Source organism: Desulfovibrio biadhensis (assembly GCF_055388615.1).
Window position 1 is genome coordinate 2,557,980 of the sequence record NZ_AP042477.1, and the last position, 24,237, is coordinate 2,582,216.

The window sequence follows — 24,237 nt, forward strand, 5'->3', positions numbered from 1 at the left end:
CCGCGCAGGCGGTAAAAATCGGCTATTCTTGCGCCATTCCCTGAGCAATGCGCCACAGGGAATGGCAATCCAAAACGATGACGGACCGCTAGCGGCCCCCGCCTTTTGCGGAAATGGCCTCCAGCCCCTGTTCCATGATTTCCAGCCCCTTGTTCAGGGAGGCGTCGTCTATGGTCAGGGGGGCAAGCACGCGGATAACGTTGCCGTAGTTGCCACAGGAGAGGATGATTAGGCCGCGCTCCCTGGCGTAGGCGACCAGTTCCTTGGCCAGTTCCGGAGCAGGGGTTTTGCTGGCCTTGTCCTGCACAAGCTCTATGGCGCGCATGGCGCCCAGGCCACGGGCGTCGCCCACGATCTCAAAGCGCTCCTGCCAGCCGGCAAAGGTTTCGCGCAGGCGTTCCCCAGCAGCTTGGGCCTGGTCCAGGACCTTCTCTTCCTTGAAGATGTCCATAACAGCCAGGGCCGAGGCGCAGCACACAGGGTTGCCGCCATAGGTGCCGCCAAGACCGCCCACTTGCGGGTGGTCCATTATTTCGCTTTTGCCGACCACTGCCGAGATGGGCATACCCCCGCCCATACCTTTGGCCATGGTCACGATGTCGGGCTCCACGCCCCAGTGCTCCATGGCAAACATCTTGCCCGTGCGGCCGAATCCTGCCTGGACTTCGTCCGCAATGAAGATGATGCCGTGTTCCTTGCAGATTTCCTGCAGTTTGGGAAAATATTCCGGGGGTGGCGTAAGAAAACCGCCTTCACCGGCAATGGGCTCCACGATGAGGCAGGCCACGTTTTCCGCAGCCACTTGATTGATGAAAAAGTCTCGCAGCTTATCAGCGCAGGCCACGCTGCAGGAGGGGTACGTAAGCCCCATGGGGCAGCGGTAGCAGTAGGGGTAGATCATACGGTAGATTTCGGGCGCAAAAGGTCCGAAACCAAACTTGTAGGGCTTGACCTTGCTGGTCAGGCTCATGGTCAGCAAGGTGCGGCCATGGAAGCCGTTTTCAAAGGCGATGACGCCAGAGCGCCCCGTTGCGTGGCGCGCAATCTTGATGGCGTTTTCCACTGCCTCGGCGCCGCTGTTCAGCAGAACGCACTTTTTGGAAAAATCGCCCGGGGTCGCCTGGGTCAGCTTTTCGGCCAGTTCTACGTATTGTTCATACATTGCGATGTGAAAACAACTGTGTACCAGCTTTTTCACCTGGTCCGAAACGGCTGCCGCCACCTTTGGGTGGGCGTGCCCAACATTGACCACGCCTATGCCGCTGGTGAAATCGATGAGCTCGTTGCCCTCCACATCCGTGATGGTTGCGTTGGACGCTTGCTGCACAAAGAACGGTGCAGTGTTGGAAACGCCCTTCGCAACAACCTTTTCTCGGCGTTCCGCCAATAACTTGTTACTCGCACTCATTTTCCATTCTCTTCTCTGGTTTGCTCGAGTCTCAGGCCTGGTGCACGATGCGGCCGTCGAACACAGTCAGGGCGGCTTTGGCCTTTACGATCTCGAGCGGGTCGATTTCGAAAATATTGCGCTCCAGCACCACCAGGTCGGCGCGTTTGCCGGGGGTGACGGTGCCGCTTACGTCTTGTTGTCCGTAGGCAACAGCAGGGGTGGAGGTGTAGGCCCTTACGGCTTCCTCTACGCTTACCCGCAGCTCGGGATGCCATCCGCCTTCTGGCGTGCCGTCTTCACGCTGCCTGGTGACGGCGCCCTGAATGTTCACCAACGGGTCGGGATCGCAGACAGGGCAATCCGCGCTGAACATGACCTGGATGCCGGCATCCAGCATGGGGCGGAAGGGGTAGGCCGAGCCCGCCACCCTGGGTGCGCATTGCTCGATCATGTTGATGTCCAGCACCAGGTTGGCCGGCATCATGGATACAGGCACGTCAAGCTTGCCCAGCCTGACGATGTCTTCCTGCCGGATGACCTGGGCATGCTCGATGCGGTGGCTGATGGAAGGGGCGTACGCCATACTCCTGCGCTCCGGCGTGAGCAAACGCTCGTAAAGCGTTACCAACTCCCGGGAGGCGCGGTCGCCAATGGCGTGGACCATGACGGCCAGGCCGGCTTCGTGGGCCTCGCACATTTCATGAAAAAGATCCTCAGGCGGGTGAACGCAGAGCCCCGTCTCGCCCGTGTCTTCATAAGGGTCGATCATCCATGCGGTACGTGCGCCCATGCCGCCGTCAAAGAAATATTTGAGGTGCCCTATGCGCAGATAGTCATCGCCAAAGCCGCTGCGCAGCCCCAGTTCCTGCGCCTGGGCGCGACATTCCCCCGGCAGGCAGGTCCAGCAGCGCAGGTGCAGGCGGTTTTGGTCGCGCAGGCGTTGCCAGGCTTGCAGTGTCAGGGCGGCCTCGCGCTGTACGCCGCTCAGGCGCACATCGTGCAGGCTGGTGAACCCCATGGCGTGGGCGGCCGTCTGGGCTTCGTCCATGATCCGGGTCAGATCGTCCAGGGAAACCATTGGGATGGAGTGGCGCACCAGATTGATGGCGGCTTCCCTGAGCACCCCTGTAGGGCGACCGTGTTCTTCACGATCAATGGCGCCCCCGGCTGGTGAGGGCGTGGTGTCGCTCACGTTGCCGAGGTTCAGGGCCACGGTGTTGGCAACGGCCAGATGCAGGTCGCAGCGCCAGATTATCAATGGGTTGTCTGGCGCGACCTTGTCCAGGTCCCCGCGCAGGGGCATGCGGTTTTCTGGCCAGTCGGACTCATTGAAGCCCTGTCCCACCAGCCATTCTCCCGGGGCGGCCTTGGCGGCGCGTTCCGCAATCATGGCCATGCATTCAGGAAAGTTTTGGGCCTTGTCCAGATTCATTTGAGAGCGCCCCATTGCCCATTGGAAGTAGTGGAAATGGGAATCCATGAATCCAGGCAGCAGCAATTTGCCTTCAAGATCGACGCGCTTTGTTTCAGGGGTGGCCAGGCTGGCCAGGTCTTTTGTGTCACCCACGGCAATGATGCGCCCTTCGCTGATGGCCACGGCGCTGGCGCGGGGCGTAACGGTGTCCATGGTGCGCACGTCGGCGTTCTCAAGAATGAGCGATGCGCGCCCGCATTTGCTCGTCATAGGAGGAATCCTTCCGAAAAGGGGTCTGTATTGTCCAAAATGAAGGTATGGCAACCAGTTATGCTGGCGCTTCCCTGAACCTCGACACACACGGCAGGAAGCTCGCCCACAGTGGTCTGTTTTATGATGCGGGCGGTGAACCTGGTCTCCAATGGGCCGGCATTGGCGTATTGTTCGTTGACAGAAAGCCTGCCCTTGCGGTGCAGCAGGGTTGCCTTGGCCGTGGTGCCGGTGCCGCAGGGGCTGCGGTCCATGTGCGATTCGCCATAAACCACGACACCCTGTCCTACGCCGTCTTGTTCGGTGTAGAATTCAACAACATCCACGGAAGAGACTTCCGGACGCTCCGGATGGGAAACATTGATCTGGCGGTTGGCTTCGTCAATGATGCGCATACCAAGGGGGATGAGCGAGGCCCTGTTTGCCGCTGACATGTCCAGCCCTGCCTTGTCTGCATCCACCATGACGAAAAAGCCCCCGACACAGACGGTATCCACAGTGAGCACGCCGAGGCCGGGAACGGAAAGGGGGATTCCCTGCCCATGGACAAAGGCGGGAACAGAACTGAAAGCTACGCTGGCGACCCGCCCCTCTGCCATCTCGATGCGGGTTTCCATGGGACCGGAGGGCGTATCCACCGTGATGTGCTCTTGAGGGGGGAGCAGACCAAGTTCTATCAGGGTGGTTACGGCGCCGATGGTGGCATGGCCGCAGAGAAAGGGATAACGCCTGGCGTCCATATATATGAGACCGAAATGAGCGCCGGGCGTGCATGGCGCTGTGACTGCCGCGGCAAGCATGTCGCGATGGCCGCGGGGTTCACGGGTCAGCAGTTTGCGGACGTGGTCCAGATGCTTCTGAAAATGGTCGCGCTTTTCGCGCATGGTGTCGCCGGGAATATCCATAAAGCCTTGATTCGTCTGAATATCAAGAATAAGGCGAGTGGCTTCCCCCATGGTGTGGGAATCCACCGTTGTCCAGCGATTGGGGCAGCGTTTGAGGAAACGTTGGATGGCATCGGTCGGTTTCATCTGAAATGCGCAGGGTTTGTTACTCATGGGGCAGCAGACCGCAACGCCTGGGAGCCACTTCAACGAGTACGTTCATGCCGATTTTGAGAGCCTGCAGCTTGACCTGGCTGATAACGTGGATTTCACGGTCGCTTTTGAGGCGGATGAAATAGCTGACTTCCCCCCCCATGTAACTGCGGTCCACGATGGTGCCTTCGAGAATGTTCGGCTCTACTGTTTCTGCGGCTTCTTCTTCGGTATAGATGGTGAACTTCTGGGCGCGGACAACCACTTCGACCTTGTCACCCTCTTTCCACGTGCCGGGGTGATGGGCCAGAAGCTCTTCTCCGGTTTCAAGCTTGACGCGATAGTTGTCGTCTTCCTTGCCCAGCACCTGGCCATTGAAAAAGTTGGATGTGCCCAGGAAGTCTGCCACGAATTTGTTGGCCGGCATGTTGTAGACCTCTTCCGGCGGGCCCTGTTGCAATACCTGGCCGGTCTTCATGACCACGATCTTGTCGGACATGCTCAGGGCTTCGCGCTGGTCATGGGTGACAAAGATGGTGGTGACGCCCAGCATGCGCTGCAGGTTGTCGATTTCCCGGCGCATGTCCTCGCGCAGGTTTTCGTCCAGGGCGGAAAGGGGTTCGTCCATGAGCAGCACGTCAGGTTCGATGACAATGGCCCGGGCCAGGGCGATACGCTGCTGTTGCCCTCCGGAAAGCTGCGCCGGATAGCGTTTTTCAACGCCAGGCAGACGGACTACTTCCAGAGCCTTTTCGACCTTGGGCTTGATCTCGTTTTTGGCCACGTCACGATACTTGAGGCCAAAAGCCACGTTGTCGAAGATGGTCTTGTGCGGAAACAGGGCGTAGTTCTGGAAGATCATCCCAAGATTGCGTTTATGGATGGGGATGTCGTTGACACGTTTGCCCTTGATGAGGATGTCGCCTTCGCTCGGGGTTTCCAAACCTGCGACCATGCGCAAGATGGTCGTTTTGCCGCAGCCGGATGGCCCCAGAAGGGTGACCAGCGCGCCGTCTTCGATGTCCAGGTCGGTCTTTTGTACTGCTTCGACCTTGTCGAAGCGCTTGCAGACGCCCTTAAGCTGCACGGCAGGAGTGGTCGATTTGCTTGCCACGAAAGCTCTTCCTTGTTTCGGTTGTGAGCCTTTACCTGTACACACAGGCATCACAGACTCAGTGTTGTTCTTGTCGCGTTTGCGCCACGTTTTCCGTTCCGGGTACATTCCCCGGAAAGGGGGGAAACCTTCCATGGATAGGTTTCCCCCCGGGCACTTTGCAAATTATGTCAGTTCAAACTAAGCGCCGGCTTTTATGCGGTCCCACTTCTCGGTCCATTCGATCTGCTTTTCATTCCAGTAGACCGGGTCGGCGAACAGGTAGCCATCCAGCTTGCCGGTGGGGTCAAAGGCGGGCAGGCTGGTAACGGTCTCAGGCATTTTGACCTTGGTGGGGTCCAGGCTCGGCGGATATTGCTGGCCTTCAGCCACGGCGATGGAGGCCTCAGGAGCGAGCATGAAGTTCAGCAGTTCCTGGGCGACTTCCAGGTCGGTGCCCTTGAGCACGAAGATGCACTCCTGCCAGGAGTAGCAACCCTTGGGAGCCAGGAAGCCGATGGGGTGTCCTTCCTTTTGCAGGTGGGCAACACGGCCGGACCAGGCCACGGTGGCGTAGATTTCTTCATTGGCCAGCAGGCTCATGAGTTCGGCGCCGGAGCCCCAGTATTTTTTGATCATGGGCACCTGTTCGCGCAGGGCGTTCCATACGGCGTCCAGGTCCTTGATGTCGTTGGGGCTTTGCCCAGTGTGCAGGGCTGCGTACCAGATGTTGGTGCGCCAGTCGCCCCAGCTGCCCAGCTTGCCTTTGAGTTCTGCGTCCCACAGCAGGGAAGCGCCCAGCTTTTCGGCTTTTTCCTTGGAAATCTTATCGGTATTGTAGGCGATGCCTGTCTGCCCCAGATCGTAGGGAACAGCAGAGAGCTTGCCATCGGTGATCTTGCGGTACGGCTCGACCATGGCGGTCATTACATTGGCGAGGTTGGGAATCTTGCTCTCGTCCAGTTCGCTGGCAAAGCCCAGGCCAACGTAGCGGGCGTAATCGAAAACACCGCTCAAGTGGGCAAGGTTGAACTCGCCTCCCGGAGGAAAGGAAGCCTTGACGCGGGTGAGGTAGGAGTCCATGTCGCCGAATTCGCCGTCAATGACTTCAACACCCGTTGCTTTGGTGAAAGGCTCGAAGGCGAACTTGCGGAATGCCTCCGAAGTGGTGCCGCCCCATCCGTCAAAGCGGATGGAATCTGCTGCCATTGCCTTGCGTACGGCGGTGAATGGACCACCGGCAAGACCGGCCACGGCGCCTGCAACGGCCAGATACTTCATGAAGTCACGGCGGGAAATGTCGCCGGCAGAGTATTTTTCCTTCACAGCCTCTAGTTGCTTCTTCATGGATGCATCCTCCTAAGGTTGAACGGACAGTGGGGGGTGCGCGCGCTATCCCCGAGCGAATTTCCGGGCCAGGTATCCGGCCATCAGCGGCGTGAAAACGGTCAGAAAGATCATGACCGCACCCAGCGCGTTGATCTCCGGACTGATCGAGTTCCGGAGCATGCCGAAAATTTTAACAGGCACGGTCTGGCTCTGAGCGGTGGCCCAGAACAGCGTTGCCGTAATGTCATCAAAGGAAATGGTGAACGAGAAAAGCATGCCGGCAAGAATGGCAGGCATCAAAAGGGGCAGTGTCACTTCCTTGAAGGTCTGGAACGGGTTGGCCCCCAGTGAGAGGGCGGCCTCCTCGTAGACCCGCTGGATACCCACAAGCCGGGCCTGCACAATGAGCAGCACGTAGGGAAGCGTTAGCACCACGTGGCCAATGAGCAGCAGCGCAAAGCTTTTGGGCTGTTGCAGCCAGCGGATGAAAAGCAGCAGCGCAACGCCGAGCACGACTTCAGGAATCATGATGGGCGAGAGCAACAGGGTGTTCAGCGTATTTTTGCCGGGGAACTCGTACCGCACAAAAGCCATTGCCGCCATGACGCCGATACTGGTGGTGATGATGGCCGTCAGCGAGCCGAGCAGCAGGGAGCTTTTGAAAGCTCGCAGAATGGTGTCGTTGTGGGCTAGCTTCACATACCACTTGAAGCTGAAGCCTTCCATGGGGAAGCAACCGAACTGCTGCGGGTTGAACGAGAGGACAATTACCACCACAATGGGGGCGAACATGAACACATACACCAGAAACGTATACAGTTTTATCAGGGACCAGCCGCTATTTTTCAGCATGATCACGCTCCCTTGAAGGCCTTGAAGATTGTGTTGATGCCGAGATAGCGGTTGTAGGTCCAGACAATGATCCCGAGCAGCGTCAGCAGGATAACACTGATGGCCGAGCCAAAGGGCCAGTCCAGCGTACCGATGACACGCTTGAAGATGATGTTGGCGATCATTTCATCACCTGGGCCACCCAGAATCATGGGGGGCAGGTAGGTGCCGGCCGTGAGCACGAAAACCAGAAGACACCCGGCGCTCACCCCGGGCAGACTAAGGGGCAGGGTCACTTCCCTGAATGCCTGCCACTCGTTGCACCCCATGCTGCGGGCCGCCTCGTGCAGGCTGCGGTCGATGCCTTCCAGGCTTACGTAAATATTCAGGATCATAAAAGGCAGCAGGTACTGGATAAGCCCCATGAGCACCGATCCCTCATTATAAAGCAGCTGAATAGGTTCTGATATGATGCCTATGGAAAGCAGCATGTGGTTCAAAAGTCCCGTATCCCCCAGGATGTTCACCCAGCTCATAGTGCGGATGATGAAGCTGATCCAGAACGGCAGCATGATCAGCAGCATGAGAATGGGCTTGAACTTGCTGGTGGTGCGGTAAAAGAAATAGGCGGGGATGTAGCCCATCACCAGACACAGGGCGACACATTCAAGGGCAATGCGGATGGTTCGCAGAAGGATGGAAGGGTAGAAGAAATCCGCAAAAAACTTGGCGTAGTTCCCCATTTGAAACGCTGGGATGTCGGCGCCGGTGGAGGCGCGCAGCCAGAAGCTGTAGACCACCACAAAGCACACAGGAACGACCAGCAGAAGGAAAACCGCGGTCATGGAGGGCGCCAGGAGCGCCCAGGGTTGCCACTGGGTTTTTTTCATAGTGAAAGCGCACTCTCTGAAAAGTTAGTGATTAAGCCCTTTTTTAGGCAAAGAATCTGCCAATATTGTTTTATGTAGTAATTTCAGGCTAATGCGAAGTTTGTGGGGAGAGTTGGAAAAGTCTTGATGCGTTTGTACATCAGTTATTTGTTGGAAAAGTGTTTAATGTAAAGGTATTATGTTTGATGCCTTTTAGCATCGGATTGTCTTTTATGGCAAGGTGGGTTCTTTTTCAATACAGTCAGAGGATGTTTTACTCCACATTGTTATTTTCTATTTATCTGTATATTCGACATAAAAATTGTTTGATCGTTTTTGGCGAGTACTGGGTTTTTTGATGCTATATTGCATCATTTGTCGCCTCACCATTGCCCAACCCGTACTTGGCCATTTTCCGGACCACTGTGGACTGGTTGATCCCCAGATAGGCAGCCATATCGCGGGTGTTGGCGTACAGGGCTCTGGCTTTGAGCAAGAGTTCACGCTCTAGATGCGCCACTGCTTCGGGCAGTTTCTCTACGGGAGCACTTTTTTGTGCGGCAGAGGGCGTTTCCCGAAGCAGGCAACGCCGCAGATAGCCTGTTAGATCGTCCTCCTCGCTCATGACGACGCCTTTGCGTATCAAGGAGCGTAATTCACGCACGTTTCCCTGGAAGGGGTGTTCTTGGAGCAGGTCCAGGGCTTCGCTGCTCAGAAATTTCTTGGTGTGGAACTCCCTGTTGTAGTTGTCCAGGAACGTGTGGGCCAGTTCGAAAATGTCTTCGCTGCGCTCCCGCAAAGGGGGAATGTGCAGGGTAAAGGCCGACAGCCGGTAGTAGAGATCGCGGCGGAAGCGCTTTTTGCGCACCAGGTGTTCCAGGTCCTTGTTGGTGGCAAAAACCAGGGAGCAGTCCATTTTTTCAAGCTTGTTGCCGCCAATGGGCATGAATTCGTGCTGGTCCAGACAGGTCAGCAGTTTTGCCTGCTGCGAAAGGGGCAGTTCGCCAATTTCATCCAGGAAAAGTGTGCCATTGCGGGCCAGTTTCAGCAGCCCCATACGGCCGCCTTGGCGTGCACCGGTAAACGCGCCGCTTTCATAGCCAAAAAGTTCAGCTTCAAAAAGGCTTTCCGGCAGGGCCGCACAGTTTATGCTCAGGAAGGGTTTGTCCTTGCGCTGGCTGTTGTTGTGCAGGAATTTGGCCAGCATGCCCTTGCCCACGCCGGATTCACCCGTAATGAGTATGTCTGAGACATTGAGCTGCGCCAGCTTCAAGGTAGCGTGCAGTGCCTGGCGCATGCTTTTGCTCTCGGCAACAATGCCGCTGCCGGCTTGTTCCAGCACCAGTATGCTTTTGAGCTCATTGCTTACGGTTTCCTGGCTTTGCTTGGCAATGGCCAGGTCTCTGCGCAGGTTGTTCAGTTCTGTGAGGTCACGCTCGTTGACCACAACCAGGGCGAGATCTCCCTTGTCGTCAAAGACGGGGGTGCCTGTGGCCAGAATCTGGCGGCCTGTGCTCTTTATATGCTGGATAAGGCTGATCTGCCGTTTGCGCTTCATGACCTCGAGGGTCACTGCCTGGTCCACGCCGCCACGCGCCACGATGGTGGCGACGTTTTGGCCGATGAGCTGCTCTCCCTTGAGCCCGTTGAGTTCCAGGGAAGCCTTGTTGACATTGGTGATAACGCCGTCACCGTCGGTTACCCAAATGCCGTCGCTGGAGGACTCGAACACGGCGTGCAGTTGCTTGAAGAGGGACTTGTAAGTTTCCAGCTTGCTGGCCACCTCTTCAAAGCGTTCTTCACGCTGCAGGCTGACCATGGCCCCGTGGAGTTTTCCGTGCACCATGAGGGGCGTTATCTCGAAGAACAGCTCCTTGCCTTTGTCGACAATGCGCCCTTTGCCTTGGGCAAAGTCCGCAGTGGTCATGGCTTTAAGCGCAATGGGGGTGGCAAGGGGCAGGATGGACGAGGCATGCCGCCCGACGCAGGTGGCAAAGTCACGCCCTCTTTGCTTTAGAAAATCGCGGGCCGGCCCGTTTACATAGAGCACCATGCCGGCGGTATCCATGGCGACAATGGCGTAGCTGACGGCATCCAGGTAGGAAAGCAGGAGTTGATTGTGCTCTGGCATGGTGTCTCGGAGAAGAGTCTGGAAGTGTGTGGTTCAGAAACGCCCTCATTCTGCGGGTAACGAATAGGGATACAATAAGGACTTGCCCAGGTTTCCGTCAACACGGCGGCAAAAGACGGTAGAGGGCGGCTGTGGCGCGTCTGCTATCAGTTTGTTTTGCCAGTGCTTTGGGCTATGTCGCGCAGTATGTGGAGCAGCAAATCCCGGTCCACGGGTTTTGCAATGTAGTGGTCCAGCCCCATGGCGAGGAAACGCTCTTTGTCGCCTGCCATGGCGTAGGAGGTGATGGCGACCACAGGCATGTCGCTATTATCTTCGCCTGCCGCACCTTCTCTGATGTGGCGGGTGGCTTCCACCCCATCCATTACAGGCATCTGGATGTCCATGAAGACTGCGTCGAAGTCGTGTCGTTGGAGCAATTCAAGCGCCTGGCTTCCATCTTCCACGGCCATGACGTTGCAGCCGGATTTTTCCAGGATTTTTGTCATGGCGATACGGTTGACCATGTCGTCTTCCGCAAGCAAGAGGCGCAGCTTGTCATCACGGGAGTTCTTTCCGGACGGGGGCGCCACTACAGGGGGGGCAACGGTGGTCTCCGGCGCCCTTTCAAGTGGAAGGGAAACGCAGACAGTGGTGCCTTTGCCCACTTCGCTCGTCATGGAGATGGAGCCTCCCATCAGCGCTGTGAGTCGGCGGCATATTGCCAGACCGAGCCCCGCGCCTTGGAATTGGCGGGTAAATCCTTCGTTCGCCTGGGTAAACGGTTCGAAGAGTTCGTCGATTTTGTCCTCCGGTATGCCAATGCCTGTATCCATAATGGTGAGGAGAACCCTGTGACTGCCACTGGCGGAGGGTGGCAGCGGGGCAGCGTGTAGTGTGACACTCCCTTCTTCGGTGAATTTGAAGGCGTTCCCCACCAGGTTGGCGAGAACCTGGAACAGACGGGCGCTGTCTCCGGAAACGGCGCCAGGCAATTCCGGCGCAATTTCGAGATTAAAGGTCACGTTGTTTTGCATGATGTGGGGTTTGAACAGCTCCTCCACGTCAGAAAGGAGTTTTTTCAGGTCAAATGGTAGCTTGGCGGCTGTCATCCTGCCGGCCTCCAGGCGAGAGAGGTCCAATACGTCGGAAAGAAGAACCGTCAGGCGCTTGGTGGAGTTGATGGCGACCTGGGCGTATTCCTTCTGGTCGCTGTTCAGGTCCGTGGTCAGCATTACCTGAAGCATGCCGGCTATGCCATTCAAGGGGGTGCGCAGCTCGTGGCTCATGTTGGCCAGGAATTCGCTCTTGGTTCTGTTGGCCGTTTCTGCATGTTCCTTGGCTTCCACAAGCGCTGCTTCGGCGTCCAGCCGGTCTGTGACGTCGAAAATCATGGCATACAGGATTTCTTTGTCTCCCTGCCGGATAGGGCCGCTGAAAACTTCCACGTTGCGCAACGTACCGTCAGCAAGCCTGTGGGGGAGCAGAAAGTGATTCTTGCCAAGGGTGCGTGCCTTGTTCAGGCTTCCCTCTATTTCTTCCGGATCACGGTCGTCGAGCTCCCAAACGGAAAGTTTTCTGAAGGCTTCCCTGCTCCACCCATAAAAGGCGCAGGCCGCCGGGTTGGCATCGACGATGTTGCCGTTTTTCGGATCTATAAGCATCATAATGACCAAATTGTATTCAAACATGCTACGGTAGCGTGATTCACTCTCCATGAGCGACCATTCGGCCTTTTTGCGCAAACGTTCTTCTTCCGCGATTTCCATGGCCAGGGAGATGTCCATGGCCAATTCGTCCAGAAGCCGGGTTTCGCTCGCATCAAAAAAAGCGGTTTCGTTGGAATAGAGGCAAAAAACGCCCATTACCTGGCCGCAGGCGATGAGTGGAAAGGCGGCGTACGAGCGGTACCCCATTTCCAGGGCTTCTTCTCTACGGTGTTCGATCCTCTCGTCATCAGCCACATTATCAACGATGGCATGCTCCCCCGTGAGAAAGGCGCTTTCCACAGCCGTCAGGGACCTGGCAGCGTCTTCTCCTGGTGGGCCAGTTGGGCCAGCTGGGGGCAATGTGTCCAGTTCAATACGCAGGGAGTCGAGGTAGTGACCAACTTTACCAGCAGAGGCCACAGGGGTGAGGGTATTGGAAGATTCGTCCACAACGCCCAGCCACGCCATGGTGAATTTACCATCCTCCACAATCACTCTGCACACTTCATGATAAAGCTGCTTCAGGTCGCGGACACGGACGATCGTCTGGTTGATGTTGCTGAGCACCAGGTAAAGACGGTTGAGTTTGTGAATGGTCCTTGCAGCTTCCTTTCGATCTGAGATGTCTTCTGCGACAACCATCATGGCGACGGTGTTCCCGGTGCTATCCCTTATGGGGGCGGTGGAAAGGGAAACAGGTACGGGGGTGCCATCCTTTTTTACCCGGGTGACCTCAAGGGCGGAAAAGGCCTCCCCTGCCAGAATGCGCTTGCGGATTTGCTGGAAGTTTTCCATCTCCTGCTGTGGGACAACGGGCAGGAATGCGTCAACCGTTTCCTCCCTGGTCCAGCCGAAGATACGCTCCGCAGATTCGTTCCATGTTATGACATTGCCTTCTGGCGTCAGGCTGTAAATAGCCAGGGGCGAGGCGCGGGTGATCGCCCTGTGAAATTCGCTTTGCTGCAAGATTGCGGCGTGATGGGCAAGGTGGCGTTTGTATTGCTGCCTAAGCAGTGCGTACAACAATACCGTGGTGACGAAGATGAATCCAAAGCCCTTGAGCGTGGAAAGGGAGACAAGTTCAGGGGTGACTTTTTCACCAAAAAGCAGAACATCGGAAAATAGGATCCAGAGCGAGCCAAGCGCAAAATAGGCCAGTGGAATTAACCAATGCATATTATTTGTTTTCTTCTGCATGGCGAATCCTGTTACAGAGGATGAGGAAAATGCTGCTCTGGCGGCCTGACTACCTGTATGTGTTTTTACACGTTATTTCATACCACTTTTTGTATAGTTGGCTTGATGTGCAATTATTATATGCTAGCTGCACTATTGATCGCCGCGATTTTATATGAGGCGTTCCGGTTAAAATCCAATAAATAGGCACATATATTAGCGTGATATGAATGTAGACCAGTGTGAAATAGAGCATACCTGAGATGCTATGTCCAGTCGACCAGCGGGTGGGGCATGGGCCGTATGCCATTGCCAGCGGAAAGGGCCTGTATTCAGAGTACCCCCATTTCGGCCAGACGGTGGTGCAGCTTTTCGTGGTGGGAGCCGGCCCAGTAAATTTTGTCACAGCCGGGGCAACGCTTGAAATTCTGAAAATGACGTTTTGTCAGGGGCAGAAGCCTGTGCAGGATCGCTTCCTTGCTGATTGGCTCCAGCAGGGTGTTGCAACGCAGACAGCGGCTGAAAACAGCAAAGGGAGGGCGCAACCCGAAGGCCGCGAGCACTTCTCGCAATTGCGCGTCCGGCTCCTCGCTTTGCACCAGATGTGCAAACACCACTACAGAGCGCTTCAGAAGTCCTCTGTCCTTGCTGAGAATGATGCGGCCTTCTTCGGCTGCCTGCAGTGCAACTATGCTGTCTTCCGCAGCCCGGTCATAGGCGGTGTCAAACCCCAAAAGGCGTATGCGTTGCGCCAGCTTGCCCACATTGGCGTCGGCCAGAAAACGAACCTGGGGCAAAGGTGTAGGGCGCAGCAGGGAAGGGCGGGTCACATCCCGCGGATAGACATGGGGAAACACATCAACGGATTCACCCGGCCGCAGTAAATGACCGAACCCTGTCTCTAGGGTATTAACGTGGATGCTCCCCACCATGGAGTGGGGCGGTCCCAAGGCTTCTATGACATCCTTGATGGAGGCGCGGCGGGTAACGGCGTAATGCACGAGGCCGTCGTTGTTCCTGCAACGCAACAGTTGCGCAAGTTCTTTGTGGAAGCGGATGGCCGCTTGTGCAGGGGGGCGCGTTATGGCGGGATCAGTGTCCATACCGTGCAGGGTAAGCAGGAACAAGGCGGTATGCAATGGCTGTGCGCCCCCTTATGGAGAGGTGCATCACGTCTGGCCGGTAGACGGCAGCGCCTCGCCATTGCTTGCCCGGGGCCAGGAAATGAACACGGCCTTGAATAGCGTTGCCAGGGGAATGGCCAGAAATATCCCCCAGAATCCCCAAAGTCCGCCAAAAATGAGCACGGCCAGGATTATGGACACGGGATGCAGGTTCACTGCTTCGGAAAAGAGAAGCGGCACCAGGACGTTGCCGTCCAGCGCCTGAATAACAAGATACACGCCCACAACCCAGGCGAACTGGCTGCCCCAGCCGAATTGGAACAGGGCCACGAGCACCACGGGAATTGTCACCACTGCGGCGCCCACATAGGGGACCACGACGGACAGCCCGACCATGAGGCCCAGTAGTTCTGCATAACGCAGTCCCAGGAAGGCGAACGATATCCAGCTGACAATGCCCACGATAAGAATCTCGATGACCTTGCCGCGGACGTAATTGGCGATCTGGGCGTCCATTTCCTTCCAAATCTTGCTCAGAAGCACGCGTTTTTTGGGCAGCAGCGAGGACACAAACCCCGTGAGCTGGCGTTCATCCTTGAGCATGAAAAAGACCAAGATGGGCACCAGCACCAAGTAGACCATCCAGGCCACCATGCTGGGAATGCTGGCCATGGAGAAGCTGACAACATACTGCCCGGCCTGGCGCAACTCCCGTGTGACCTCGGAAAGTAGGTTGTTCACATACTGTTCGGAAAGAATTTGCGGATAGCGCTGTTGCAGCTCGAAGAACCACTCCTGCACCATGCGCAGGATGTTGGGCAGTTCCCGGGTCAGGCCGATGACCTGCTCCCACAGCAGCGGCAGCAGCCATAAAAGCATGCCGGCGCCGATGCCGAGAAAGAGCCCGAAGGCGATAAGCACCGCAGCAAGACGCGGCAGCTTCCAACGGGTCAGCAACTCCACTAGGCCATGCAGCAGGAATGCGATGACAAGGGCGAACAGGAAGGGCAGCAGCACTTGCCCGAAAAAGATGACCAGGGCGAACAGCCCAGCCAAAAGCAGGGCAAAGAACACTGTCTCGTCGTCGAAAAAGTAGCGCTCGCCCCAGGATTTCAATATCTGGCGGATCGGCATGTGGTCCTCTTTGCAGTATTGTAAAATACTGACCAGGAAGGTCGGAAGTCACTTTACCCGCAGTCCGGCGGTGCTTCAAGAGCTAGTTTAGAGCGTCTGCGCACAGGAAGCGGCCATGCTACCCGAAATACCACTGTATCTATGGGATTGATGAAGATGTATAAGTATAGTGGAGCCTGAAGAGGCTTTGCAGTGAAGCGATGTCTGAAGTTGCAGGCTCAAGGGAGACAGTATGAGGCGCCCGTATTTGATGTTGTTTTTCACGGTAATACTCTCCACTACATTGTTTTCTGGATTTGCCTTGGCGCAGATGCATGGCGGCAGACACATGGGGCCAGGCATGGGGTATGAGCGCTGGGGGGATCAATGCCCATGGTGTGGTCACGATTGGAATGGGCAGTATCAGTCCAGGGATATGGTGCCTGATACGCTGCCAAAACCCCAAAATCAGAAATGGTTGAATAAGCTGGATGAAGTATTGTCATTGGAAAAATCTTCCCAAGCGCTATACGAAAAGGATTCACGCAAATTTAATTTACGCCACCCGTATCTTATGGTCATTCCGCAAGAGATCAACCATATAGAATGGATTCAGGAAATGTTTGCTGCGTATGGCGTGCAGCCGGATGCGCCGCGACCTGCCGTTACGGCATTTGCGTCTCCTGAAGACGCCTATCGCAAGGCGATGGACATGGAGGCTGATCTCATACCCAAATACGAATGGCTGATAAGCAATGCCTCGGATAAAATGTCTGGCGAGATTCTGGACTATATTCTGCTGCAAACCGAGATGCATTACACCATGTTCAGCCACGGTTCCGGCATGGGGTACGGCATGGGGCCTGGCGGGCGAGGTCGAATGCACCGTTGATTTGGCTCTAGTGCGAACGTCTGGCATGACAGGGGCTTGATTAATGCAAGCCCCTTTGCTCTCAGTCCTTTTCCTGCTGCTCCAGATACTTTTCATAGGCCTTTCTGGTGGCCAACACCACAAGCTCGTCACCGGCTTTAAATGACGTATCGGCCTCGGCCAGGGTGAAGGTGTCGTCGCGGAAAAAGCAAATCACCTTGCTTCCTTGGGGCAATGCAATATCCTGCTGCGTTGTTTCGTTTTCCGCTGTGACAAAGAAGAACCTTGCCTGGTCGCGGGTGATGGCTGAAAGTTTAAGGTTCTCCTGACCGCGCACCATATCCGCCAGATAGTCGCTGATGGTCTGTGAGGGTACGATGGTGTCTTCCAGCCCCAATTCCATGCAGATGGAAAGGTAGGACGTGTTTTCGATGCTGGTGACGACCCGTTTGAATCCCAGGGATTTGCCCACCAGCGAGGCGATGATGTTGTCCTGATCGCTGGATGAAAGGCAAAAGAGAAATTCTGTTTCTTCCGGGCTTAATTCTTCCAGTATTTTGGGTTCGCTGCCATCGCCTTGTAAAAAGCTGCAGTCCAGTTCTTCACTGAGTGCGTTCACAAGCTTTTCGTCTTTTTCCACCATGATGATTTCGTGCCCTTCTTGGATCAGGGCCTTGACGGTGCGGATGGCGGTTTCGCCGGCACCAATGAATGCTATGCGCATGCTTATTTTCTCCTTGGTGTCCAATTCCAGGGGCTTAGCAATATGAGCCAGGCCATCACTTCCAATCGTCCGAGCAGCATGTTGGCGGCGAGAACGCCCTTGAGCGTCATTGGCAGGTCCGGGCCGCACAGGCCGCTTGAAATTCCCGCTGTGCCCAGGGCGGATGTGACTTCGAACAGCGAGTCCAGGGCGGGGTAGCCGTAGGCCAGAAATGTCAGCCAGGATAGGGCCAGCACCAGAACATATACAAATATCAGGCTCAAAGCGTCTTCAAAGGTATTTTTGTCCAATGTGACGCCGGCCAGTTTGGTTTTATAAAAAGCGTGACGCGTGAGGCAGGCGCGCCGGACAATGCTATGCAGCATGGCGATGGCTATGAAGAATCTGAGAGCTTTGACGCCGCCGGCAGTAGAACCTGCACCGCCCCCGACAAACATGGCGAGAATGAGCATGAGCTTGCTGGCATCAGGCATATCGGCCACGGGCATGGTGGAGAACCCGGTAGTTGATTGGGCGGAGAAGCCCATCATGGCTCCCTGAAAGATGGACTCCCCCCAGGAAAGGGGCGCCGCTCCACTTTGAAAGTGGAGGCTGAGGGCCAGCCCGGAGCTGACCAGCAAGCCAAGGATGACAACGCCGATTACTTGAATCCATAAAAAGATATGGCGACGTTGGCGCTTGTAGCTGCGCCAGAAAAAAACCAGCGGAAAGGCGCCCGCCACACTTGCCACGGTAACGGCAATGGCGAAGGAGGGACCGCCCCCTGCAAGACTGTTGTCCATGGTGGAAAAACCGCCGGTGGAGACTGCGGCCAAGGCATGGGCAAGAGCGGTGAAGAAGTCAGGAATGGTAAGCCATATCAACAAAATGGCGGCAAGGGTGAGGACGACATAGATGCGCAATAGGTCGCGCATGTGCGTCTTGACCCCGCCGACGAGGTCGTCTTCTTCGCTTTCCAGAACCGTAAGGCCCTTTGCCGTAGCGCCGGATTGATGCAGCAGCGCCAGGGAAAAGACCACGATGCCAAGCCCTCCGTACCATTGCCGCCAGGCCCTGGAGAAGAGAAACGTGGTTGATTTGTCCTCCACAGTGGCCAGTGTGCTGAGCCCCGTGGTGGTCAGGGCGGATATTGATTCAAAAAGTGCGTCTGGAAAGCTGATACCGTCAAAAAGAAGCGGTACGGCCATGGCCAGCGATCCCAGAAGGAACACCAGGCAAACAAGTGTGACGGCCTCGTTGCGTAGCAGGTCCTTTGGGGATGGGCCCCTGCCGAAGATCACGCCAGCCAGACCAAGGGTGGCGGCGCTTGAAAGATTCACGAAAAAAGGGGTCCATTCGCCACTAAGCGCCGCCACAAGAACGACCGGCAGCGCAAGTATGGCCAGCAGAAAACAGAATTGGCCAAGGAGCGACCGCAACACCTTAGGACGTACGGCGTAGCAAAGAGGGCCTGCTGTATCAGGCATGGAAAAGAGACTCCCTGTCAGGGGGTTGCTTTGGGCTTTTCACTCCCCATGATGGAAATGCCATATTGAGGGGCGTACTGGTCAGGGATGAAAACCGAGGTGACGATGAGCATGTCGACCTCTTCATTGGTGCCTTCAAGAAACTGGCGGTCTTTTTCATAGGTAATGGTTACGGGCATGGCAGGGGGGCGCGCATCCAAATATTCCGTAATCATAGGGGTGCAGAAAAAGCTGACTTCCTGCCCGTTGGATTCCAGGATAAGATAGCTGTAGTCCCCGGATTCACTGCCTACGTATCTGCCTTCCATAATATAAACCGCGTCTGCAGCATGGGCGGATGCGCTTACGGTGAAAAGGGCCATGACGGCAAGAAGCGCGGTTGTCAAAGAAAAGCGGGTAACGCGTTTTGTCATACAGGTCCTCCGGAGTTAATGAAGGTAGGAGTGGGATAATAGGGAACATACAGGCATGGGAGAGTAGTTACAAGCCTGAAATGGTAGTAAATCGCCATACCCGAAAGGGGGCGTCACTATTTTGCGTCGGATAATACGCACAGCCCGTCAGAATGGCCGCACAAGTTTGAGGTCTGCTCCAAAGGGAGGATATAAATGGCTGAAAGAGCGGGATGAAGTATGGAAGTGGTGGCTTTTATGCACAAATCCGGTTTCAGTGACTATGTGACCGCAAGGGGCGAGCATGGTTTCCAGAAAATCTATCCCGTGGAGGTCTTGCCCCACATCCTGGTGTTGCCGGTAAAAGGGAACACCATCGACCAGCTCTCCACGCCTGTGCGGTGCCGTTATTATGAGGCGTCCACAGGACTTTTGCTGGAGCGGGAATTCAAGACGCTGCTCGATTTCATAGAAATGTATGACATGCAGTTGCGCAACGTGTCTTACGCATCCTCTAAAGACACTGTTCACACATTGCGGAAGCAATTCCGGGTGGTGGATTCAGACATGTGAGAAGCGGTTCGCCGGGGCGAACGCCGCATAAATTCCCCTACGCCTTGCCTCCTTTGTACTCCAGGGTAAGGACAGTAATGTCGTCCGCCTGAGGGGCCTTCCCCGCGTATTCATGCACGGAGGTCATGATGGCCGCGTCCATGGCCTCAGGGGCGAGGGCGCGTAAGCGTTCGGCTTCCTGCTTCAATCGCTCGTCTGAGTAAAGCTGGTTGTTTACGTCCATGGCTTCTGTAACACCGTCGGTGAATACCAGAATCTTGTCACCCGGCTGCATGGTCAGGGTGCGGGTCTCGTATACGCCTTCGTCCATGATGCCCAGGAAAAAGCCCGGGGGCAGTTCCAACCAGGAAATGTCGCCCTCTTTTGGAATGAGCAGGGGAGGATTGTGTCCCGCGTTGGAAAAAGCCATCTCACCTGTTTCCACATTGAGAATGCCGCAGAACATGGTCACGAAGAGCATTGCCTCGTTGTCGCGACAAAGCTCCAGGTTAACCAGCCGCAGTATTTCCGAGGGCGGCATGTGATCTTCTGCAATGCCTTTGACCAGGGTCTTGGTCACTGCCATGAACAGGGCGGCGGGCACGCCCTTGCCCGAGACATCTCCCACTGAAAAGAGGAGGTGCTTATCATCCAGCAGGAAAAAGTCGTAGAGATCGCCCCCTACTTCCAAAGCCGGTTCCAGCGCCGCATGGAGCGTGAAGGACTCGATATGCGGGAAGGGCGGGAACTGCTTGGGCAGGAAGTTCATCTGGATGCTTTTGGCGATCTTCAGCTCCGATTCCATACGCTCCTTGGCCTTGGTGGTCTCGGTAAGGTTGGAGATATACTCCTTGAGGGCCACGCGCATGTTGTCGAAGGAGCGCGTCAGGTCGCCCACCTCGTCGTTGGACCTGTTGGCTGGCAGATCCACATCCAGATTCCCCCTGGCAATTTCACTGGTCTTGGAGGCCAGCAACTTGATGGGGCGCGTGATGGATGTGGAAATGGTCACGATGACGGCCAGAAGCAGCAGTACGCCGGCTGTACAGATGAAAATGACCTTGTGGCTCAGCTCGTGCAGATCGGCGAAGAGTTCGTCTTCCGGGATGATGACCCCCAGGCTCCACCCTGTGGACGGCATGGGGGCGTAATACAAGCGGCAAGGCATGCCAAAGAGGGTTGCAGGCACTGCAACAAACCCGGATTCCCCGGCAATCATGCGTTTGCCAACCTCGCGAATTGCAGGGTCTTTCAGCCTTTCGGCAATGCTGAAGATACTGTCACGCATGATGCGCTCTCGCTTGGGAGCAGAGACAAAGACGCCGTTCTGGCTGAGCAGAAAGGCGCTGCCAGTCTCGAAAATATGGATTTCAGAAACGAATTCCTGCAGCCAGTCCAGAGAAATGTCTGCTGTGACCACGCCGCCAAATATCTTTGCGCCGGCGAGTTCACGCTTGAAGGGAACGCTATAGGTGGACATGACCACGTTGCCGCCGCCTTCGTCATAAAAAGGCTCGCTCCACATGGGTTTGTCCAGCACTTTGGGCACCAGGTACCAGTCCTGGGTAAAATAGTCGTATTGTTCGCACCCCAGTTGCAGCAGCTCTATGCTGCCATCATCCTTGCGGAAAGCATATGGGGCGTATCGCTTCAAACGGGCGTCGAATACATAGGGCTCAAAGGCTGCAGTGGTGCCATAAATAACCGGTGTGGAAGCGACGAAAGCCTTCAAGTATTGCTCCAGGCGCTCTTTACCGGGAGGCGCGCTCTCAAATGCCTTGCCCAGGAAATCCGGTACCTGCCCGGCTTCCTGCAATACGGATTCGATACGGTTCACCGCAGAGTGGGTCAGGTAGTTGGCCTGCTGCACCGCATTCTTCAGCAGGATTTCTTTGGAAGAGTAATAGTTGTAGGTAAAGCCTGCAGCGAAAATGCAGACGGTTCCTGTGAGGATGAAAAGGGCGAGCTTGAAGGCCAGGCCGACTTTTCTCGGACTATTTCCGGCACTGGGCATGGAATTCCTCGTAAGCAGGGTATGCGCTGATCAGCTTGGCAGCTTGCATTGAACGCGCCACTCCGTCGTAGGCTTTGCGGTCCAGACTCCCAAAGGTTTCACCTTCTTTGGGTAAAATGACCTCTTTTATGTGCGTAAGCATCCAGCGCTGATGCTCCAGATTGGTGGGCAGGTTCGCTGCGTTGACCCTGCGCATGACCATTTTCAAGGCAGCATCGGGATTGTCAAAAACCCAGCGCCAGCCTTCGAGTGTGGCTTGCGCAACGGCGCAGGCCATCTCAGGGTCGCGCTCCCAGGTGGATTTGAGGCAATAGACGCCGTCTTCAGGATAGTTGTGCCCAAAATCGGCCATATGGAAGACCGCCAGTTCGTCAGCGTCCAATCCACTATTCAGAATGGTGTGGTATTCGTTGTAGAGCATGGCGGAGGCCGCATAGACTCCATCGCGGAGGAACAGGTTCACGGTGCCGCTTTGGGGAAATACCTCCACATGCAGCCCGTGTTTGCCAAGAAATTCGTCGATCTGGAGGAAAAACTCCGGCCCCCAGGAAGATATGGCGCGCCCCATCAGATCTTTGGGAGCAAGAACGCCTCGGGATTTTTTGGCCACAAGCAAGAGCGATGAGCGTTGCACCAGTTGCGCCAGGTTCACCACGTTATCGCCCTGTGACGCCAGTTTCACCGCCGTTGTCAGGAACAGGGTGGCAAAATCCACTTCTCCCGTGGAAAGTTTCTGGGAGGAAGAAGCGTTGGGGCCGCCGTGCACAACACGTAAATCAACGCCGTGATTGGCGTAAAACCCCAGGTCCGATGCCGCATAGATGCCGGCGAACTGCGCCTGGGGCGACCATTGGGTCATCAGGGTGGCTTCCTTCAACTCAAAGGCGTGCCCCGTCGAAGCTGTTGCGAGCAGGACTAAAAACGCGCACAGCCGCAAAACAACGGCCGCCACATGATGCGGGCATAGGCGAGAAGAATCCATGGAGTTCAACTACAACGAATCCTGCCACTTGAAAAGAGCCAATTGAATTAGAAAGGTAAGACGCCGTCTTTGATGCAGAGAAAGGGGTGTTCAGGCGACTTGAACAGGATGCTGCAGTGGGCTCAAGGGGGAATGTATCTTCAGTAAGGAAATATAGGACTATCTTCACTTGTTCGTTATCTGGACATTGTTGATGAATTTTGTTCTAAATCGCTTGCTCTTGGGCAGTTGGCCCGTCATCAAATGAGCATATTTTCTCATTACCTGTATTGGATCGTAAACAAAAACATGATGCTTCCCCAGGGGGCAGTTGCGCCGGTGGGTGTGGGCTACAGCAACCACACTTTCCATGCGGTCATCGTGGATTGTTGCCACGGTGCTCTGGTATTTGACAGTTTTGTATAAGATTGAGGCAATGGTCATGAAGTGTTGCGCTTACAGCATGGAGGAAAAATGATCGGTGAATTGATTGGGTTGGTGCTTTCCAACGTCCCCGTTGTCTGCTGCCTTATCTGGCTGCTGGTTGCCGGCATCGCGGTGGCAAGGCTGCCGAAATCAAGGGAATCGCATGCTGTGGCAGAGCGTTTCCTGGGGTGGTACTGTTTCATCGTCATCGGCGTGTATTTGTTCTATAATTTTGTCGGCCATGTATTTTATGGCGAAACGCTGGCGCGGTTCATCGGCTGGGCAAACAGCCCGTTCCAAGCAGAAGTGGGGTACGCCAGTCTCGGATTCAGCGTGGTTGGCCTGTTCGCCTTTCGCGGGGGGCATGGGATACGGTTTGCGGCCATCGTGGCTCCGGCCATGTTCCTTTGGGGCGCTGCCTGCGGACACGCCTATCAAATGATCACTGCAGGAAACTTTGCACCGGGAAATGCCGGGAGTGTGTTCTGGACCGATATTGCGGTGCCGCTCATCGGATTTGTCATGCTCAAATGGCGCTATGGCAGGATTTTTCCCCCAAAAGGCGAGTAGTGGGCGTAAAACATCTCCGACGGCCTGCCTCCTTGCGTAGCGTCCACTGTAAGGGGTGCTTGCCCGGGATCAGTTACAGATACTTTCAGGGGTGATTCTATTTTGTCCCCGTCTGGTTGCGTGGTAAGGCTACCCCTGCATGGTGCGGTGAGCCGCCAACTTTGGTGTTGCGATGGTTTGAGACAGACCGCACGCACGATGTACATCGTCCGGAAAAAAGGGATGGCTTGCCCCGTAACTGGGCTGCGGCGGGTTATAGCGGCGCCATCTGTGAGAAACAGGAGAAAATAAATGTCACAACCCGAATTGTTGACGGCGGGTTTCAAGAGTGTGGAGCTCGAAGAAGGGCTGGCGTATATGGAACTGATGGCCAAAAAAAAGGGTGCATGCGGCGCGCCCCCTGATCTGGTGGAGACAGCTGCTGAATTGGTGATGCCTGCTCAGGCTTTTTTGAAGATGTATGTGGAAATGGAAAATATCTATAACAAAATCGAGCAGCAGAACGCCAATAGCAACGCGCAGGAGGGCGAAAATGGCTGAGCAGATATTCTCAGACGGCCTTATGTCCATCACACTGCATGATGGCGTGGTGCGCTTGGATTTTGTGACGTTAATGCAGGGCCAGAATGAAGACGAGCTGCAGTCCGTGTTCCGCAAGCGCCTTGTCATGTCCTTGCCGGACTTCATACGCAGTTTTGCCCGGCTGCGTGAAAACGTAAATAAAATGGTGGAGGAAGGCGTGCTGGTGCGTTCTACAGGGGGCGATGTCTGAGTGTTGCAGGATGCTGTGCGTTTC

21 protein-coding genes are annotated in these 24,237 nt (G+C 55.7%); 5 read left to right on the forward strand and 16 right to left on the reverse strand.

Features of this window, described 5'->3' with window-relative positions:
- Window positions 1–88 precede the first annotated feature (88 nt).
- The 11 genes from gabT to ACZ5EH_RS11255 form a co-directional block, all read right to left on the reverse strand.
- On the reverse strand, window positions 89–1,408 hold the full coding sequence (gene gabT / locus ACZ5EH_RS11205) for a 4-aminobutyrate--2-oxoglutarate transaminase (RefSeq protein ID WP_464278213.1): 1,320 nt from the start codon (window positions 1,406–1,408) through the stop codon (window positions 89–91).
- A 31-nt stretch (window positions 1,409–1,439) separates the two neighbouring features.
- Window positions 1,440–3,074 (reverse strand): amidohydrolase, encoded by a 1,635-nt coding sequence (locus ACZ5EH_RS11210; protein ID WP_464278214.1) that lies wholly within the window; start codon window positions 3,072–3,074, stop codon window positions 1,440–1,442.
- Complete coding sequence (locus ACZ5EH_RS11215) at window positions 3,071–4,105, reverse strand: proline racemase family protein (protein WP_464278215.1); 1,035 nt, start codon at window positions 4,103–4,105, stop codon at window positions 3,071–3,073. Before ACZ5EH_RS11215 ends, ACZ5EH_RS11210 begins: the two co-directional genes overlap by 4 nt.
- Window positions 4,106–4,124: 19 nt before the next feature.
- Window positions 4,125–5,225, reverse strand: coding sequence for an ABC transporter ATP-binding protein (locus tag ACZ5EH_RS11220; protein ID WP_464278216.1), 1,101 nt, complete (start codon window positions 5,223–5,225; stop codon window positions 4,125–4,127).
- A 180-nt stretch (window positions 5,226–5,405) separates the two neighbouring features.
- A complete protein-coding gene (locus ACZ5EH_RS11225; protein ID WP_464278217.1) occupies window positions 5,406–6,551 on the reverse strand; it encodes an extracellular solute-binding protein in 1,146 nt (381 codons plus the stop codon).
- A 45-nt stretch (window positions 6,552–6,596) separates the two neighbouring features.
- Window positions 6,597–7,385: an ABC transporter permease gene (locus ACZ5EH_RS11230; protein WP_464278218.1), complete on the reverse strand. Its 789-nt coding sequence runs from the start codon at window positions 7,383–7,385 to the stop codon at window positions 6,597–6,599.
- A gap of 2 nt (window positions 7,386–7,387) precedes the next feature.
- Window positions 7,388–8,209 (reverse strand): ABC transporter permease, encoded by an 822-nt coding sequence (locus tag ACZ5EH_RS11235; protein WP_464278219.1) that lies wholly within the window; start codon window positions 8,207–8,209, stop codon window positions 7,388–7,390.
- 385 nt (window positions 8,210–8,594) lie between these two features.
- The gene (locus ACZ5EH_RS11240) at window positions 8,595–10,364 is read right to left on the reverse strand and encodes a sigma 54-interacting transcriptional regulator (RefSeq protein ID WP_464278220.1); all 1,770 of its coding nucleotides are present in this window, start codon (window positions 10,362–10,364) and stop codon (window positions 8,595–8,597) included.
- Between the two features lie 146 nt (window positions 10,365–10,510).
- Window positions 10,511–13,249, reverse strand: coding sequence for a PAS domain S-box protein (locus ACZ5EH_RS11245; protein WP_464278221.1), 2,739 nt, complete (start codon window positions 13,247–13,249; stop codon window positions 10,511–10,513).
- A 311-nt stretch (window positions 13,250–13,560) separates the two neighbouring features.
- Entirely contained in the window at window positions 13,561–14,367 is an 807-nt protein-coding gene (locus ACZ5EH_RS11250; RefSeq protein WP_464278222.1) for a Mut7-C RNAse domain-containing protein, read from the reverse strand.
- Between the two features lie 30 nt (window positions 14,368–14,397).
- Complete coding sequence (locus tag ACZ5EH_RS11255; protein ID WP_464278223.1) at window positions 14,398–15,486, reverse strand: AI-2E family transporter; 1,089 nt, start codon at window positions 15,484–15,486, stop codon at window positions 14,398–14,400.
- A 232-nt stretch (window positions 15,487–15,718) separates the two neighbouring features.
- On the opposite strand from ACZ5EH_RS11255, the gene ACZ5EH_RS11260 reads away from it, so the two are divergent.
- Entirely contained in the window at window positions 15,719–16,357 is a 639-nt protein-coding gene (locus ACZ5EH_RS11260) for a hypothetical protein (protein ID WP_464278224.1), read from the forward strand.
- 61 nt (window positions 16,358–16,418) lie between these two features.
- Here ACZ5EH_RS11260 and ACZ5EH_RS11265 read toward each other — a convergent pair whose 3' ends face one another.
- From ACZ5EH_RS11265 to ACZ5EH_RS11275, 3 genes are read right to left on the reverse strand one after another with little or no spacing between them, the layout of a single operon-like run.
- The gene (locus ACZ5EH_RS11265; protein WP_464278225.1) at window positions 16,419–17,060 is read right to left on the reverse strand and encodes a potassium channel family protein; all 642 of its coding nucleotides are present in this window, start codon (window positions 17,058–17,060) and stop codon (window positions 16,419–16,421) included.
- A 2-nt stretch (window positions 17,061–17,062) separates the two neighbouring features.
- Window positions 17,063–18,526 carry a TrkH family potassium uptake protein gene (locus ACZ5EH_RS11270; RefSeq protein ID WP_464278226.1) on the reverse strand — a complete coding sequence of 488 codons (1,464 nt, stop codon included), beginning with the start codon at window positions 18,524–18,526 and terminating at the stop codon, window positions 17,063–17,065.
- 17 nt (window positions 18,527–18,543) lie between these two features.
- Complete coding sequence (locus ACZ5EH_RS11275) at window positions 18,544–18,939, reverse strand: hypothetical protein (RefSeq protein WP_464278227.1); 396 nt, start codon at window positions 18,937–18,939, stop codon at window positions 18,544–18,546.
- A 237-nt stretch (window positions 18,940–19,176) separates the two neighbouring features.
- On the opposite strand from ACZ5EH_RS11275, the gene ACZ5EH_RS11280 reads away from it, so the two are divergent.
- Complete coding sequence (locus ACZ5EH_RS11280) at window positions 19,177–19,491, forward strand: hypothetical protein (protein ID WP_464278228.1); 315 nt, start codon at window positions 19,177–19,179, stop codon at window positions 19,489–19,491.
- Between the two features lie 37 nt (window positions 19,492–19,528).
- Here ACZ5EH_RS11280 and ACZ5EH_RS11285 read toward each other — a convergent pair whose 3' ends face one another.
- Both ACZ5EH_RS11285 and ACZ5EH_RS11290 read right to left on the reverse strand, forming a co-directional pair.
- Window positions 19,529–21,484, reverse strand: a complete 1,956-nt coding sequence (locus tag ACZ5EH_RS11285) for a SpoIIE family protein phosphatase (RefSeq protein WP_464278229.1) — start codon at window positions 21,482–21,484, stop codon at window positions 19,529–19,531.
- Window positions 21,465–22,466, reverse strand: a complete 1,002-nt coding sequence (locus ACZ5EH_RS11290; protein WP_464278230.1) for an ABC transporter substrate-binding protein — start codon at window positions 22,464–22,466, stop codon at window positions 21,465–21,467. Before ACZ5EH_RS11290 ends, ACZ5EH_RS11285 begins: the two co-directional genes overlap by 20 nt.
- Window positions 22,467–22,919: 453 nt before the next feature.
- Between ACZ5EH_RS11290 and ACZ5EH_RS11295 the strand changes: the two genes are divergently transcribed.
- The 3 genes from ACZ5EH_RS11295 to ACZ5EH_RS11305 all read left to right on the forward strand — a co-directional run bounded on the left by ACZ5EH_RS11295 (window position 22,920) and on the right by ACZ5EH_RS11305 (window position 24,213).
- Complete coding sequence (locus ACZ5EH_RS11295) at window positions 22,920–23,441, forward strand: DUF6790 family protein (RefSeq protein ID WP_464278231.1); 522 nt, start codon at window positions 22,920–22,922, stop codon at window positions 23,439–23,441.
- 291 nt (window positions 23,442–23,732) lie between these two features.
- A complete protein-coding gene (locus ACZ5EH_RS11300) occupies window positions 23,733–23,981 on the forward strand; it encodes a hypothetical protein (protein ID WP_464278232.1) in 249 nt (82 codons plus the stop codon).
- Window positions 23,974–24,213 (forward strand): hypothetical protein, encoded by a 240-nt coding sequence (locus ACZ5EH_RS11305; protein WP_464278233.1) that lies wholly within the window; start codon window positions 23,974–23,976, stop codon window positions 24,211–24,213. The genes ACZ5EH_RS11300 and ACZ5EH_RS11305 overlap by 8 nt, the downstream gene beginning before the upstream one ends.
- Window positions 24,214–24,237: the final 24 nt, after the last annotated feature.